The 14065-nt window shown below is 71.5% G+C and carries 15 protein-coding genes; 8 read left to right on the forward strand and 7 right to left on the reverse strand.

Annotated features, from left to right (window positions below; genetic code table 11):
• Positions 1-59: 59 nt before the first annotated feature.
• Positions 60-788 carry a class I SAM-dependent methyltransferase gene (locus tag PBV52_RS24735; protein WP_274241166.1) on the forward strand — a complete coding sequence of 243 codons (729 nt, stop codon included), beginning with the start codon at positions 60-62 and terminating at the stop codon, positions 786-788.
• A gap of 5 nt (positions 789-793) precedes the next feature.
• On the opposite strand, the gene PBV52_RS24740 is transcribed toward PBV52_RS24735, so the two are convergent.
• The 3 genes from PBV52_RS24740 to PBV52_RS24750 form a co-directional block, all read right to left on the reverse strand.
• The gene (locus PBV52_RS24740) at positions 794-2281 is read right to left on the reverse strand and encodes an MFS transporter (protein ID WP_274241167.1); all 1488 of its coding nucleotides are present in this window, start codon (positions 2279-2281) and stop codon (positions 794-796) included.
• Between the two features lie 148 nt (positions 2282-2429).
• Positions 2430-3539 carry a sensor histidine kinase gene (locus PBV52_RS24745; protein WP_274241168.1) on the reverse strand — a complete coding sequence of 370 codons (1110 nt, stop codon included), beginning with the start codon at positions 3537-3539 and terminating at the stop codon, positions 2430-2432.
• Positions 3540-3597: 58 nt separating this feature from the next.
• Positions 3598-4635, reverse strand: a complete 1038-nt coding sequence (locus PBV52_RS24750) for a zinc-binding dehydrogenase (RefSeq protein WP_274241169.1) — start codon at positions 4633-4635, stop codon at positions 3598-3600.
• Positions 4636-4862: 227 nt separating this feature from the next.
• Here PBV52_RS24750 and PBV52_RS24755 point away from each other — a divergent pair, with 227 nt between their 5' ends.
• The 3 genes from PBV52_RS24755 to PBV52_RS24765 all read left to right on the forward strand — a co-directional run bounded on the left by PBV52_RS24755 (position 4863) and on the right by PBV52_RS24765 (position 8434).
• Positions 4863-5384 (forward strand): MarR family winged helix-turn-helix transcriptional regulator, encoded by a 522-nt coding sequence (locus PBV52_RS24755; RefSeq protein WP_274241170.1) that lies wholly within the window; start codon positions 4863-4865, stop codon positions 5382-5384.
• 88 nt (positions 5385-5472) lie between these two features.
• On the forward strand, positions 5473-6252 hold the full coding sequence (locus PBV52_RS24760; RefSeq protein WP_274241171.1) for a response regulator transcription factor: 780 nt from the start codon (positions 5473-5475) through the stop codon (positions 6250-6252).
• Positions 6253-6445: 193 nt separating this feature from the next.
• Complete coding sequence (locus PBV52_RS24765; protein ID WP_274241172.1) at positions 6446-8434, forward strand: right-handed parallel beta-helix repeat-containing protein; 1989 nt, start codon at positions 6446-6448, stop codon at positions 8432-8434.
• Positions 8435-8479: 45 nt separating this feature from the next.
• Here PBV52_RS24765 and PBV52_RS24770 read toward each other — a convergent pair whose 3' ends face one another.
• The 3 genes from PBV52_RS24770 to PBV52_RS24780 all read right to left on the reverse strand — a co-directional run bounded on the left by PBV52_RS24770 (position 8480) and on the right by PBV52_RS24780 (position 11372).
• Positions 8480-9148 carry a DUF305 domain-containing protein gene (locus PBV52_RS24770; protein WP_274241174.1) on the reverse strand — a complete coding sequence of 223 codons (669 nt, stop codon included), beginning with the start codon at positions 9146-9148 and terminating at the stop codon, positions 8480-8482.
• 108 nt (positions 9149-9256) lie between these two features.
• On the reverse strand, positions 9257-9703 hold the full coding sequence (locus PBV52_RS24775) for a DUF6153 family protein (RefSeq protein WP_306801445.1): 447 nt from the start codon (positions 9701-9703) through the stop codon (positions 9257-9259).
• Positions 9704-9743: 40 nt separating this feature from the next.
• Positions 9744-11372 carry a carbohydrate-binding protein gene (locus tag PBV52_RS24780; protein WP_274241176.1) on the reverse strand — a complete coding sequence of 543 codons (1629 nt, stop codon included), beginning with the start codon at positions 11370-11372 and terminating at the stop codon, positions 9744-9746.
• A 327-nt stretch (positions 11373-11699) separates the two neighbouring features.
• Here PBV52_RS24780 and PBV52_RS24785 point away from each other — a divergent pair, with 327 nt between their 5' ends.
• The 4 genes from PBV52_RS24785 to PBV52_RS24800 all read left to right on the forward strand — a co-directional run bounded on the left by PBV52_RS24785 (position 11700) and on the right by PBV52_RS24800 (position 13793).
• Positions 11700-12119, forward strand: a complete 420-nt coding sequence (locus PBV52_RS24785; RefSeq protein ID WP_274241178.1) for a Tat pathway signal sequence domain protein — start codon at positions 11700-11702, stop codon at positions 12117-12119.
• Entirely contained in the window at positions 12116-12751 is a 636-nt protein-coding gene (locus PBV52_RS24790) for a class F sortase (protein WP_274241179.1), read from the forward strand. Before PBV52_RS24785 ends, PBV52_RS24790 begins: the two co-directional genes overlap by 4 nt.
• A gap of 81 nt (positions 12752-12832) precedes the next feature.
• Positions 12833-13333: an RNA polymerase sigma factor gene (locus PBV52_RS24795; protein WP_274241181.1), complete on the forward strand. Its 501-nt coding sequence runs from the start codon at positions 12833-12835 to the stop codon at positions 13331-13333.
• Positions 13317-13793 carry a hypothetical protein gene (locus tag PBV52_RS24800; protein ID WP_274241182.1) on the forward strand — a complete coding sequence of 159 codons (477 nt, stop codon included), beginning with the start codon at positions 13317-13319 and terminating at the stop codon, positions 13791-13793. Before PBV52_RS24795 ends, PBV52_RS24800 begins: the two co-directional genes overlap by 17 nt.
• Before the next feature lie 30 nt (positions 13794-13823).
• Here PBV52_RS24800 and PBV52_RS24805 read toward each other — a convergent pair whose 3' ends face one another.
• Complete coding sequence (locus tag PBV52_RS24805; protein ID WP_274241184.1) at positions 13824-14048, reverse strand: cold shock domain-containing protein; 225 nt, start codon at positions 14046-14048, stop codon at positions 13824-13826.
• Between the last annotated feature and the right edge of the window lie 17 nt (positions 14049-14065).

Here is a 14065-nt window from a genome sequence, read left to right on the forward strand (position 1 = left end):
ATCGCAGTTGGCACCCCAGCGTGACGTATCCCCATAAAGCGCCCTTCTACCGTCCGCGCATGAATGCGCAACAGCCCCAACAGCCCCAACGGCCCCAGCAGATCGACCTCGACCACATCAGCGACCTCTACCGCACCTACGCCGACGACCTCGACCGCGTCCGCGAGGAGCAGCGCCGGCTGCTCGCGCCCCCGAAGCCGATGAAGGCGCAACTCGACGACATCGAGGCGGAGATCACCTACCTCCTGCTGCGCGAGAGCCGCCCCGAGACGGTCGTGGAGATCGGCACCTTCCACGGCTGGTCCACGACCTGGATACTCCAGGCCTTGCGGGACAACGGCACCGGCCACCTCCACTCGTACGACATCACGGACAACGTCGTACGGGGCGTTCCGGACCATCTCTGCACCGGCCGCTGGACCTTCACCCAGGGCGACGCCCGCGAGAACCTCGCGAAGATCCCCGACGCAGCCGACTTCCTCTTCATCGACGCGGCGCACTCCGCGCGCTTCGCCCGCTGGTACGTCCAGTACCTGTTCCCGCGCCTGACGCCGGGCATCCCGGTCTGCGTCCACGACGTCTTCCACGGCAGCCGGGCGCTGCCGTTCACGGAGGGCGCGGTGGTGCTGCGCCGGCTGAGCGAGCGCGGGACGCCGTACTTCACGGCGTCCCGCGCTCATGCCCCGGAGATCTACGACCGCCTGAGGGAGGTCAAGCGGTCCGTGGCGCTCGGGCTGCCCCTGCGGGACAGCCACCACAACCCCATGATCTTCTTCAATCTGCCCTAGCTGCCCTAGCCGCCCTGACCTGCCTTGACGACAGCCCGCCCGGACTCGCCCTCGGCGGACGGCCGGTCGGCGGTGGCGGCGGTGCGCTGCCTCGGGATGAGCGTGGCGAGGGCGAAGGCCAGCAGGGCCGCTCCCGCGCCGATGGCCATGACGACCTTGAAGCCGTTCTCCGAGGGCAGGGCGTAGCCGCCGAAGTCGGTGGTCATCTGGGCCAGGATGACGCCCGCGATGGCGCTGGCGAACGAGGTGCCCAGGGAGCGCATCAGGGTGTTCAGGCTGTTGGCGGCGGCCGTCTCGGAGGGGGCGACGGCGCCCATGATCAGGGCGGGCAGGGCGCCGTAGGTGAAGCCGACGCCGGCGCCGATGATGCAGGAGACCAGGATCAGGTGCCACACCTCGCTCATCAGCACGATGTTCAGGCCGTACCCGGCGGCCACGATCAGCGCGCCGATCATCAGGGTGACCTTGGGGCCCTTGGCCTTCGTGACGGCCGCGGAGACGGCGGACATGGCCATCATCACCAGGCCCTGCGGCGCGAGCACCAGGCCGACGGTCAGCATGGACCGGCCGAGGCCGTAGCCGGTCTGCTCGGGCAGCTGGAGGAGTTGCGGCAGGACGAGCGACATGGCGAACATCGAGAAGCCGAGCGCGACCGAGGCGAGGTTGGTGAACAGCACCTGGGGCTTGGCGGTGGTGCGCAGGTCGACCAGCGGCTGGGCGGCCCGCAGCTGCCACCAGCCCCAGGCCAGCAGGATCACGACCGCGGCGGCGCCCAGGCCGAGGGTGGTGCCGCTGGTCCAGCCCCAGTCACCGCCCTTGGAGACGGCCAGCAGCAGCGAGACCAGTCCGGCGGACAGGCCGAGCGAGCCGACCAGGTCGAAACGGCCGCCGGTGCGCACCTTGGACTCGGGCACGATCAGCAGGACCAGTAGGAAGGCCAGGGCGCCCAGCGCGGCCGAGGTCCAGAACAGGATGTGCCAGTCCCAGTTGTCGGCGATGAACGCGGCGGCGGGCAGGCCCAGCGCACCTCCCACGCCGAGCGAGGCGCTCATCAGCGCGGTCGACCCGGCCAGCCGCTCGGGCGGCAGCGCGTCGCGCATGATGCTGATGCCGAGCGGTACGACGGCGGCGGCGAGGCCCTGCAGGGTGCGACCGATGATCATCGGGACGAGGGAGTCGGCGAGCGCGCACACCACCGAGCCGGCGACCAGCAGGACGATGCTGGTCAGCAGCATCCGCCGCTTGCCGATCATGTCGCCGAGGCGGCCCACGACCGGTGTGGCGACGGCGGCGGCGAGCAGCGTCGCGGTGACCGCCCAGGCGGTGTTGGACGCCGAGGCGTCCAGCAGCCTCGGCAGCTCCGGGACGATCGGGATCACCAGGGTCTGCATCAGCGAGACGACGATCCCGGCGAGGGCCAGCACCGCCACGATGGCGTTCGGCGCGGCGGACTTCCTCTCCGCGTCGGCGGGGCGGGTGAGGGCGTGGGACATGGCGGGACCTCCATCAAGGGGCTGGTTCACAGGTTCAGTGGGGTGAGGGGGTGAGTGGGGTGGGGGCGTGAGGGGGGCAGCGGGTCGAGCACGGGCAGTGGAATTGGTCGGCTCATAGGGCTCATTGGGCTCAGTGGGCTCAGTGGGCTCAGTGGGGCGGCAACGGCAGCTCGGTGACCACCTCGAAGCCGCCCTCGGGCCGATGCCCCATGCGGATCCGGCCGCCGACGGACCGCGCGCGTTCACGCATCCCGAGGAGGCCGTAACCACCGCTCCCGTAACCACCGCTCCCGACAAGGGAGTCGGCGGGCTGCCCGGCCCGGCCGCCGTTGCTGACGACCAGCACCAGCCGGTCGGCGCCGTACGACAGCCGCACCTCGGCCGCACGGTCGGCGGCGTGCTTGGTGACGTTGGTCAGCGCCTCCTGCACGATCCGGTACGCCGTGAGGTCCGCACCCGCGGACAGCGGCCGAGGCTGCCCCTCGGTCGTGACGGTCACCTTGAGCCCGGCGCCCTCGAAGGAGTCCGTGAGCTCGGGGAGCCGGTCGAGCCCCGGGGTGGGCCGCGCGTGGTCGTCGGCGTCGTCGGTGTGGTGCCGCAGCAGGCCGACGGTGGCCTTGAGCTCGCGCAGGGCCGAGACGGTCGTACGGGTCAGCTCGTCGGTGATCCGCCCGGCCTCCGCCGGCCGGCCGGGGAGCATGCGGGCCACGGCGCCGGCCTGGAGGTTGGCCAGGACGAGGTGGTGGGCGACGACGTCGTGCAGATCACGGGCGATGCGCATGCGCTCCTCCGCGACCCGGCGCCGGGCCTCCTCCTCCCGGGTGCGCTCGGCGTGCTCGGCCCGGGCCTGCACGGCCTCCAGGTAGGCGCCGCGCAGCCGGGCCATGGTGCCGAGCGCGGTGGGCAGCAGCAGCCAGGCGGCGGGGCCGAGCAGCTTGAGGGACAGGGGTTCGTCGTAGGGGTCGAAGATCAGGGTCGTGCCGATCAGCAGGGCGATGCCGGTGAAGGCGAAGGCGTTCGCGGTACGCCGGTCCGTGCGCAGCGCCAGGCTGTACAGGGCGATCATCAGCGGCCCGAGCAGCAGGACGGTGAGGAGGTAGCCGAGCCCGGCCATCGCCATGGCGCCCAGGGTGGTCACCAGCACGGTGGTGCGCGGCCGGCGGTGGCGCCACATCAACGCCGCCCACGAGACACCGGCCAGCAGCACCCCGGGCCACCGCGCCAGCTGCTGCACGTTGTCGATCAGGGGAGGGGCCATGAGTGGAGCCATGAGCGGGGCCATGAGCTGGGTTCCTGTCCGATGCGGTGACCGCGCTCTATGCGTCGAAGGTGACGACGACCTTCTCCGCGGCCCCCGGCGTCATGGCCAGCCCGAACGCCTCCTCCACCGCCGAGAAGGGCACGCGGTGGCTGATCAGCCGCGCGAACCGCTCATGATGCTCGGCAAGCTCGGCGGTGACCTCGAAGATCTCGGTGGGATACCCCTGGGAGGCGATGAGCGTGAGCTCACTGCGGAGCATCCCGCCGAGATCGATGGCGTCGGACTTCTTCTGTACGGCGACCATGACCATCTTGGCGCCCCACTTGGCGGAGTCGACGACGGCCTGGAACACGGCGGGCGCACCGGCGGCGTCGATGTAGATGTCGGTGCCGGCGCGGGGCTGGCCGAGCGCGTTGGCGGCCTGGCCGTGCAGCTCGGTGAGCCGCTCGGTGACGTTCTCCTGCGCCGAGTTGACGACGGCGTCGGCACCGACGGCCAGTGCGGTCTCCAGCCGCTCCGGGATGATGTCGACGACGACCACGTGCTCGACTCCGCGCAGCTTCAGCCAGATGGCGGCGCCCAGTCCGATGGGCCCGGCTCCGAAGACGACCACCTTGTCGGCCGGCGTCGCCTCGGAGCGGTTGACACAGTGCCGGGCGACGGCCATCGGCTCGTTGAGGGCGGCGACGTCGAAGGGCACGTGACCTGGGAAGACGGCCAGGTTTCTGCCGACCTCCGCCTCCTCGATCAGCAGGAACTCGCTCATGGCCCCGTGCGCGCCGCCGCACCCGATGATCCCGGAGGGCACGCCCTGCGGGTTGACGACCACGCGGTCGCCGACCTTCAGCGCGCTGACCTCGGCGCCGGCCTCGACGATCTCGCCGGCGGGCTCATGGCCGAGGGGGAGGGAGCGCATCGAGCCGTCGGCGCCGAGGGGCGTGCCGCCTAGGTGCAGGAAGAAGGTGTCGGTGCCGCAGATGCCGCAGGCGCGGATCCGCACCAGGGCGTCCCGGGGGCCGGGGGTGGGGCGCTCGACGTCGACGACGTCGATCTCGTTCTTGGCGCCGGTCCGGACGGTCTTCATCGTTGCCATGAGCTGGATCTCTCTCGTGAGGTGCGGTGATCTTGGGGGGGATCCGAGGTGCGTGGATCCGAGGTGCGTGGATCCGAGGTGCGTGGATCCGAGGTGCGTGGATCCGAGGTGCGGCGGTACGCGGACGCGGTCGGTGTCACCGGCCCGGCGGTGCTCTTCATTGCTTAACTTAGGCAAGCATGAATGGGTTACTTAAGTCAAGCAAGCATTTGCGGTACGGTGGAGGCATGGCCGCACCGTCATCCGAAGCAGCGTTGCCCGTCCCGGCGGACATCGTGGAGATCGAGAAGTGCCTGACCCGCGTCGCTTACCTGGCGGGCCGGGCGAGACAGCACGAATACCTGATGGCCATGGCCGGTCTGACCCTCGACCGGGCCGCCGTGGCGATCCTGCGCCGCCTCGCCGAAACCGAACCCATGCGGCCCGGCGTGCTGGCGGGGCTGCTGGCGGTGGAGGCGTCCCATGTCACGCGCCAGGTACAGCAGTTGGAGCGGGCCGGCTATGTGGTCAGGGCCGCGGACCCGCACGACCGGCGGGCCCAGCGCCTCGAACTCACCGAGGCGGGCAGGGCGGCCGTGGACCGCTTCCGGGAGGCGAGCCGCGTCGGTATGCGTATGGCGCTGGCCGACTGGTCCGACGACGACCTGCGGCGGTTGGCCGAACTCTTCCACCGCTTGGTCGACGACTTCGTCACCCACGCCGAGGTGGCGGCCGACCCGGCCCTGGGCCTGTCCGCCCCCACTGCCTGACGACCCGTTTCCGGCGCACAACGCACCCCCCCGCCCTGCCCTCGCCCCCGCGCATCCCCCCTCACGTCCCCACACGAAGGGCGTCGCCATGAACGCGAACCTCTCGAACCTCCTGGAAAAACCCTCGCCGCCACGCGGGGACGGACAGCGGGTCCTGGTCGTCGCCGACGATCCGGGAGACAGTGAACTGCTCAGCACCACCCTGGAGTTGGCCGGCTACCGGGTCGGCACGGCGGGCACCGGCGCCGAGGGGATGAGCCGGCTCACGGAGCACCGCTTCGACCTGGCGGTGTGGGACGCCGTACTGCTCCCTCACCTCGCGCGTCTGCCCCCGATCTCCCGCTCCCTCCAGACCTCCCGTTCCCTCCAGACTTCCCCCTCCCCCCGCGCCGCCCCGCTCCCGAGCCACCCCCCGCTGCTCTTCCTCACCACCTGCGACTCCCTCCACCGCCTCGTCCCCGAACTCGGCCCGGGCGAGAAGGACTACGTCACCAAGCCGCTGCGTATCGCGGAGGTCCTGGCGAGAGTCGACGTCCTGCTGCGCCGCCGACGCCCCGAACGGCAGGCGGCCCAGCCCCGCTACGGCGACCTCGTCCTGGACGACGCGACCTGCCGCGCCCGCCGCGGCACACGGGCCCTCGACCTCACCCCCGCCGAGTACCGCCTGCTGCGGCATCTGCTCGTCAACGCCGAGTGCGTGCTGTCGAAGGAGCAGATCGGCCGGCATGTCTGGGACGACTTCCGGGCCAACGAGGCGATCGAGAAGCTGGTTTCGCGGCTGCGCCGCAAGGTGGACCGCGAACCCGGGGAGCCGGCTCTGATCCATACGCGCCGTGGCTTCGGGTACTGGCTCGGCGGCGCCGGCTGACGCCCCGACGTCCACCTGCCGCTTCGCTGCTCTGCCACACCTGCCACACCCGCCACCATCCTCCGTCTTCGGACGGACACATCGGCATCCGGAACCGCGACCAAAGACGCACAGCGAGCGACGATCGGCCGACGCGCGTCGTGCCGCCCCCGGTCGACGATGGACGCGTCCGGCGAACGGGAGGAGCGGGAACATGGCGGACCTGCGGGTCGGGCCGGTCGTATCGGCGAGGGCAGTGAGGGCAGTGAGGGCGGTGACGGCAGCGGCGGCGACAGCGGTTGTGGTGGCCGGGGGGACTTGGGCGGCCCCACCCCCGGCGTCGGCGGCGGGTGGGCGGCCGGTTGCGCAGCAGCTGTACGTGGCGCCCTGGGGGAATGACGCGTGGCCGGGCACGTCGGAGCGTCCGTTCGCGACGCCGGCCCGCGCCCAGCGGGAGGTGCGGGGCCGGACGGCCGGGATGAGCTCGGACATCGTGGTGAACCTGCGGGGTGGGACGTACCGGCTGACCGCTCCACTCAGGATGTCGCGGGACGCCGGGGACTCCGGCCGGGGCGGGCATCGCGTCGTCTATCAGGCGTACGGCTTCGGGACGTCGTACGAGGAGCCGGTGACGCTCAGCGGTGGACGGACCGTCGCCGGATGGCGGCCCGATCCGAGGCGCGAGGGGGTGTGGCGGGCGGACGTCGGGGATCTCGACACCCGTCAGCTCTACGTCGGCGGCAAGCGGGCCGCGCGGGCGGGCCTGGGGTCGGGACTGCCCGGCAAGGTGCGGACGACCGCCACCGGATACACCACCACCAGCGGGATTCCCCGGTCCTGGCGCAACCCCGGCGATCTGGAACTGCTGTACCGCTTCGACTACGCCGAGGGCCGCTGCGGTGTCCAGGGCGTCTCCCGCGGGCCGGGAAACAGGACCACGGTCACCATGGACAAGGCCTGCTGGAAACTCGCCCGCGACCTGTACGGCAAGGAATCCCTCGGCGCGCCCTCCGAGGTCCAGAACGGCCCGGACTTCCTGCACCGGCCGGGGAGCTGGTACCTCGACCGCTCCCGGCCCGGCCGCCATCAGCTGCTCTACCGGCCCACACCCGGTCAGGACATGAGCCGCACACCGGTGGTCGCCCCCGAGCTGGAGACCTTGCTCAGTGGGACCGGCGTGCACGACATCGCCTTCCGGGGACTGACGTTCGCCGACGCGACCTGGCTGGCGCCGAGCGAGCCCGCCGGGTTCGTCGCAGCTTGGAGCATGTACATGCGGCCGGGGGAGGGCGGGGAGATGACGGCGCTCACGGTGCCGGGCAACGTCGCCTTCCGCACCGCCGAGCGCATCGCCTTCCAGGGCAACCGGTTCACCCGACTCGGCGCGCAGGGGCTGGAGTTCTCCGAGAACAGCTCGCGCAACGTGGTGGACGGCAATGTCTTCACCGACATCTCGGACGGCGGCATCGTGCTGGGCGTCCTGCCGCCGGACACGAAGGGAACCAACCGCGCCAACCGGATCACCGACAACTGGATCCACCACATCGGAGCCGACCACCACGCGGCCTCCGGCATCTGGGACACCGGCGGCAGCGAGACGACCATCGCGCACAACCAGGTCGACCACGTGCCCTACACCGGCATCCTCTCCGGCCCCAGCGAGGACCTGCGCGGTCTCATGCGCGGCAACCGCATCACCGGCAACCGCGTCTTCGCCACCAACCGGCTGCTGGTCGACGGCGGCGGCATCTACCTGCGCGGCGAACAGGGCACCTCGCACGCCGACGGCCTGGTCGTCAGCGACAACGCGGTCACGGACAGCCGGTACGGGGTGTGGAACGTCGGCATCTACACCGACGACAGCAGCAACTGGATGACCGTGCGCCACAACGCCGTCTACAACTACCGTGCTTCGATCGGCGGTTGCAGCGAGGAGTGGGGCAACCGGCCGGTGCGGAACGTCCGTTACCAGGGCAACTTCTGGGACGACGCCGTCCCCGAATGGCTGCCCCGCCGGGACTACCCCGGAGCCTGGCCGCCCGCGCCCGACTGCGGCGACCCGCACGATCTCGCGTTCAAGGCCAACACCCGCCTGACCCCGGCCGACCCCGTCGCGGACTGCGGGGCCCGCCCCGCCTGCGCCGCGATCCTGGACCGGGCCGGACCGAAGGCGTCGTACCAGCGCCGGTTGGGCCTGCACTGAAACAGGCGTTGGGCGGCGGCCGACCGGCCGCCGCCCGCCGGAGCGTCAGCTCCCGCTCTTGCCGAGCAGCTTGCTCATCTCCGCGATCTCGGCGGTCTGGGCGGTGACGACGTCGCCGGCCAGCTTCGTCGCGGGGCCGTACTGCCCCTTCGTCTTCTCGGCCGTCGCCATCTCCACCGCGCCCTCGTGGTGCTCGACCATCATGGTCAGGAACAGGGTGTCGAAGGCCTTGCCGGACGCCTTCATCAGCTCGTCCATGTCCTTCTGGTCCATCATCCCGGCCATGTCGCCGGAGCCACCGGAGCCACCGGAGTGACCGCCGGAGTGGTCCATGCCGGGCATCGCCGACGGCACGTCCTCACCCCAGGCCTTCAGCCATCCCGACATGGTCCGGATCTCCGGGTCCTGGGCCTTCTGGATGCGCGAGGCCAGGTCCTTGACCGCGGCGGAGGAGGCCCGCCCGGCGGCCATGTCCGCCATCTGCACGGCCTGCTGGTGGTGCGGGATCATGCCCTGCGCGAAGGAGACGTCCTGGTCGTTGTGGGCGCCGGCCGCGGCGTCGGCAGTGGCGCCGGCGCTCGCCGAGGGCGACGTGTGGCCGCCGGAGGCGGTGTCCGAGTGGTCGGTACCGCCGCACGCGGCGAGGACGAGAGCGGCGGTGACGGCCGTCGTGGCCAGGGCGGCGCGACGGGTCAGGGTACGGGTGTTGGTCATGCTGAGAACTCCTGCGACGTACGTGAGGTGCTGCGCCCTCGGGGCGCGGCATGGGCATGGCTGTCTGCCGTACGCCCGTAACAGCGACGGGGACGGCTCGGCCTTGTCCTAGGTCCGCAGGATCTGCAGTTCGGCCAGTGAGGGAGGCGCGCGCCCGCCCTCGGGAGCGGCGGCCAGGGAACGACCGTCGAGGTCGTCCGCGACAGCGGTTCCGGACGGATCGGGCATCGGTGCCGGCAGCACGGGGCCCGCACCGACGGCACCGGAGGCGCAGGTCGGGTCGGCGTGCTGGGCATGCCCGCCACCGGAATCGGCGCCGTGGCAGACGGATTCGTCGGTCATCGCTGTCATCGCTGTCATCGCCGTCATGGGGGCGCTCACGGCGCGCCCGTGCGGGTGATGAGGCGAGGGATGAGAGGAGACGGCGACCGCGTTGCCGGGTCCGAGCGCATGCATCCCGAACACCCCGGCGAGCAGCCCGAGCAGCAGAAGCATGCGCCACGGCCCCCGCATCGGGAGCCGCAGCGCACGGTGCTGCTGTGCGCGGGCTGTCACGCCCACATGGTACGTATGCCGCCCGCGGCCGACTCACCGGTCACGGTGTGACCTGGGTGCCGCCGAAGGTCACGACGAGCCGCCCGTCCGAGGCGAAGGACCAGCCCAGGGCACCGCCGTACGACGAGCACCGGGAGCCGTTCGTGCCTGACCAGAACTGGTTCGAGCTGTCGGAGTCGCCGATGATCCGGTCGTTCGTGCCGCTGCTGCTGCGGCAGGAGGTGTCGTTGCGGAACACCGAGGTGCCGGCGTCGAAGTTGTAGTTGCGCTGGACGTTGTCGATGCTGACGTTGTCCGACACCGTCATCGTGCCCGGGTTGCTGTTGTAGGTGAACCCGTGCTTGCCGTTCTTGTAGGCGATGCTGCGCTTGATGACGTGGTTGACGGGGATGTCCTCGCCGCCGAGCTTGTAGCCGTTGCGGTCGCCGTTGCCGGCCTGGGAGCCGTCGCTGAGGGTGCCGTTGTTGTACGCGAGGGAGTCCTCGATGGTCACCGGGCCGATGGCGCCGGTGTCGGACTTGGTGTAGAGGTCCCAGCCGTCGTCGATGTTGTTGTGGGCCACGGCGTAGCGGAAGACGTTCCCGGTGCCGGTGGTGAGCTTCGCGGCGAAGCCGTCGGCGTCCTCGCCGTCGGAGTCGGCGTTGTCGTGCGACTCGGCACTCAGGATGAGGTTGTTGGACGGCCACTGCTCCTTGGGGGTGGTGGAGGCGATCCGCCCCAGCTGCAGTCCCGTGTCCCGGTTGAAGCGCGTCACCGTGCGCTCGATGACGTTGTTGCTGCCGCCGACGTAGATGCCGTTGTCCCCGGCCCGCTCGACGACGATGCCGTTGACGTGCCAGTACGACCCCATCACCTGCAGCCCGCGGTTGGACGAACTCTCGCTCTGTGCCGAGAAGTTCAGCACCGGCCGCTCACCCGGGTAGGCGGACAGCTTGGTCCGGGCGCTCGACGTGCCGTTGGTCCCCGCGGGGATGGTGACCGTCGAGGAGTAGGTGTACGTCCCTCCGCGCATGTAGATCGTGCCGCCGGCGGAGATACGGCCGATCGCCGAGGTGAGCGTGGTGGGCGCCGACTCCGTGCCGGCCGCGCCGTCGGTGCCGTTCGGCGCCACGTACAGGACGGGGCCCGTCGGCGCGGGGGTGCTGCCGCTGGTCTCGACGTCCAGGTAGTCGAGGTTGGGCAGGCCGGCGGAGGTGGTCGGGTTGAGGCGGATGGTGTTGCTGCCGGCGTTGACGGGGACGGTGAGCGTCTTCGTCGTCCACGTCGTCCATGCGCCGGTGCCTTCGAAGGACGGTGTCTGGACGGTGGTCCCGTTGACGACCAGGGAGGCGGGGCGGGCGGTGGTGGTGCCGTTGGCGAAGCGGACGTTGAGCGTCGCCGTGCCTGCTGCGGGGGCGTTCACGGTGAACTGGGCATAGCCGCCGGTGGCGTTGGTGCCGTTGCAGAACCCGGTGCCGGAGTAGCCGGCCCAGTCGGAGTCGATGGTGCCGGTGCAGATCGCCGGGGAGCTCTCGGCCTCGTAGCGGGTGGTGGCGGCCTCGGCGGTGGTGCCGGTGAGCGCGACGAGGGTGGTGGCGAGGAGGGCGGTGGAGGCCAGGGCGGGGGTGACGCGTCTGACCGGGCTGGGGTGCGGACGCGGTCTCGGGTGCGCGTGCGGGTGCGGGTGCATGGGGCTGAACCCTTTCTGTTTGGGCAGACAGGGAAAGCGCTTTCTCGATGCTTCTCGGGACCGTAAGGGCCTGTCACATACGCGTCAATAGATGTGTACGTGATTCAGGTTCATGACCATGAACGACCGGGGCCCGACCGGAGCCCGACTGGGCCTGACCGGGATCCGACTGGGATCCGACTGGGCCCCTCGTATGACTTTGCCTTCTCTTTACAACCCGCCCCCCTGCCGCGTCGTCTCTCCGCTCGACCGTCACCCAGCCCGCCGCGTACCGGAGTACCGGAGTACCGGAGTACCGGCCGGGCCGATGAAAGAGAGAGCGACTCGATGCGCCGAACCGTCCTCAGCGCCATGGCACTCACCTGCACCGCCCTGCTGGCGGGCATCACGCCCGCGTTCGCCGACAGCACGTCCCCGACCTCGGTCCCCAGCCCGACCGCCACCGCCCCCGCGGTGACGGCCGTCCCGACGCCCAGCGCCGCCGAACCGACCACCGCGCCGAGCAGCGAGCCGCCCCGGGAGGCGACCCCCGTCCCCTCGGCGCCGTCGGCCGAGCCGACCCGCGCGCCGGACGGCGGCCAGGTCTCCGTCGTACCGTCGGGAGCGCCCGACACCGGAGTCACGGCGCCGACTTCGGGTGCCGGGGGCGGACAGGGCGGGCTGATCGGCGGGGGAGCCGCCGCGCTGCTCGTCGCCGGAGGCGCGACGGCCTTCGTCGTACGGCGTCGGCGGACGAACGGCGCATGATGCCGCTGTCCAGGCGCGCGTTCGCCACGGCGGCGATGGCGTCGGTGCTGGTGGGGTGCGGTGGCCAGGGAGCGGAGGAGCGCGCGAACGCGGGCTCCCGGAGGAGGAGGGGCGCGCAGACGCCCGAGGAGGGCCCGCCTCCCTCACCATCCGCGAACTCGGCGCGCACGCTGGGCCGTTCGGCCCCGGTCCGCCTGCGGATCCCGGCGATCGAGGTCGACACCCCGCTCATCCGGCTGGGGCTGGCGCCGGACGGCACCGTGCAGGTGCCGCCGATCACGGCCGACGACCGGGCGGGCTGGTACCGGCACTCGCCGACGCCGGGACAGGTCGGCCCGTCGGTCATCCTCGGCCATGTCACGGTGGGCGCCTACGGCGACGGGGTGTTCCGTCACCTCGCCCGGCTGCACCGGGGCGACCGGATCGTGGCGCGCAGGGAGGACGGCACGACGGCGGAGTTCGCGGTCAGCGCCGTACGGACGGTCGCCAAGGCGGACTTTCCGGCGGACGACGTCTACGGGGACGTGGGCCGCCCGGAGCTGCGGCTGATCACGTGCGGAGGGCCGCGGGCCGGGGACGAGTACCGCGACAACGTGATCGTGTTCGCGGAGTTGAGCGCTACGTCCCCTTGACCACCCACCCAGGGAACGTACGCCGCCGGTCCGGCATCCCCACCAGTAAGCGTGCAAGCTTCCGCACGACCATGGAGAGCGTTGAAACGGTCCCGAGACAAGGCAGCGTCCGAGCTGTTCGCCGCCCTCTACCCGCGCCTCGCCGGCTGGTGCCGCCGTCTTGTCGACGACGACGAGACGGCCCACGAGATCGCCTCCGAGGCCTTCACCCGGCTCTGGGCCCGCTGGAGCCGGGTGGAGGAGCCGCGCGGTTTCCTCTACGTCACGGCGGCGAACCTGGTCCGGGACCACTGGCGCAAGCTGGAGCGGGAGCGGCGGGCGATGCGCCGGGCCACGACGGAGGCGGCGGTCAACTCGCAGACGGAGCAGACGGAGCCGGCGGACCCGTCCATACGCCTGCTGGTCCAGTCCCTCCCCGAACGCCTCCGCACCCCGATCCTCCTCCACTACTACGCTGACATGCCGATCCGGGAGGTGTCCGTGCTGACCGGGCGCAAGGAAGGAACCGTCAAGGCCGACCTCCACGCGGCCCGCGAACTGCTCCGCGTCCATCTGAGGAGAAGCCTTGACCACACGCTTTGACGACGAGGCGGACGGCCCGGAACTGTCTCCCGGCGACCCTCTCGCGGTGATCCTCCGCCCGTCCTCGGACTACCTCGCGCCACCCCCCGGCAGCTACGAGACGATCCGCCGCAGGGCGTCCCGCCGACGACTGGTGCGTACGGCCGTCGGGGCGGGCGTGGCCTGCGCCGTCGCGGTGCTCGTCGCGCTGCCGCTCCACTTCGGAACCTCCGAGGCGCCGACGTCTCCCGCGCCCCCTCTCGCACCCCCGCCCGCGAGCGGCCGTACGACGCCTCCCGCCCCGTCGGCGATCCCGAGCCCGTCGGCGTCGTCGCCCCGATCGGCATCGCCGACGCCGACGGCGCCGTCCGAGGCCGCGACGTCCGAGCCGACCACGAATCCCCGGCCCGGCGAGTCCCGTACGCCGAGCAGTGCGGCGGTCCCGACCAGCGTGCCGTCGACGACACCGCCTCGGTCGTAGGCCCGCCTGCCCTCCCACGGCCCCCGTGGATCAGAGGTGTTGAGGCACGATGGTCACGGCGCGGTAGTCGTACCCGTCCTGTGGGAAGCCGGGGGCCTCCCACGTGAGGTCCACCTTCTGTCCGGGGGACAGTGCGGCGAACCCGTCCGTCTGGATGGCGGAGAAGTGCCCCCAGCAACCGCCGGGGGTCTCGGGAGAGTCGAGCACCCCCCACCCTTCCTCGTCGCGCCACTCGCGGACCGTCGCAGTCACCATGCACCCGACCCTACGGT

Source organism: Streptomyces sp. T12 (assembly GCF_028736035.1).
Classification (GTDB): domain Bacteria; phylum Actinomycetota; class Actinomycetes; order Streptomycetales; family Streptomycetaceae; genus Streptomyces.

Excerpts from the sequence above, each read along its gene's own strand:
- PBV52_RS24735 (WP_274241166.1), top strand. The coding sequence starts at position 60 with ATGAATGCGCAACAGCCCCAACAGCCCCAACGGCCCCAGCAGATCGAC.
- PBV52_RS24740 (WP_274241167.1), bottom strand. The coding sequence starts at position 2,281 with ATGTCCCACGCCCTCACCCGCCCCGCCGACGCGGAGAGGAAGTCCGCC.
- PBV52_RS24745 (WP_274241168.1), bottom strand. The coding sequence starts at position 3,539 with ATGGCCCCTCCCCTGATCGACAACGTGCAGCAGCTGGCGCGGTGGCCC.
- PBV52_RS24750 (WP_274241169.1), bottom strand. The coding sequence starts at position 4,635 with ATGGCAACGATGAAGACCGTCCGGACCGGCGCCAAGAACGAGATCGAC.
- PBV52_RS24755 (WP_274241170.1), top strand. The coding sequence starts at position 4,863 with ATGGCCGCACCGTCATCCGAAGCAGCGTTGCCCGTCCCGGCGGACATC.
- PBV52_RS24760 (WP_274241171.1), top strand. The coding sequence starts at position 5,473 with ATGAACGCGAACCTCTCGAACCTCCTGGAAAAACCCTCGCCGCCACGC.
- PBV52_RS24765 (WP_274241172.1), top strand. The coding sequence starts at position 6,446 with ATGGCGGACCTGCGGGTCGGGCCGGTCGTATCGGCGAGGGCAGTGAGG.
- PBV52_RS24770 (WP_274241174.1), bottom strand. The coding sequence starts at position 9,148 with ATGACCAACACCCGTACCCTGACCCGTCGCGCCGCCCTGGCCACGACG.
- PBV52_RS24780 (WP_274241176.1), bottom strand. The coding sequence starts at position 11,372 with ATGCACCCGCACCCGCACGCGCACCCGAGACCGCGTCCGCACCCCAGC.
- PBV52_RS24785 (WP_274241178.1), top strand. The coding sequence starts at position 11,700 with ATGCGCCGAACCGTCCTCAGCGCCATGGCACTCACCTGCACCGCCCTG.
- PBV52_RS24790 (WP_274241179.1), top strand. The coding sequence starts at position 12,116 with ATGATGCCGCTGTCCAGGCGCGCGTTCGCCACGGCGGCGATGGCGTCG.
- PBV52_RS24805 (WP_274241184.1), bottom strand. The coding sequence starts at position 14,048 with ATGGTGACTGCGACGGTCCGCGAGTGGCGCGACGAGGAAGGGTGGGGG.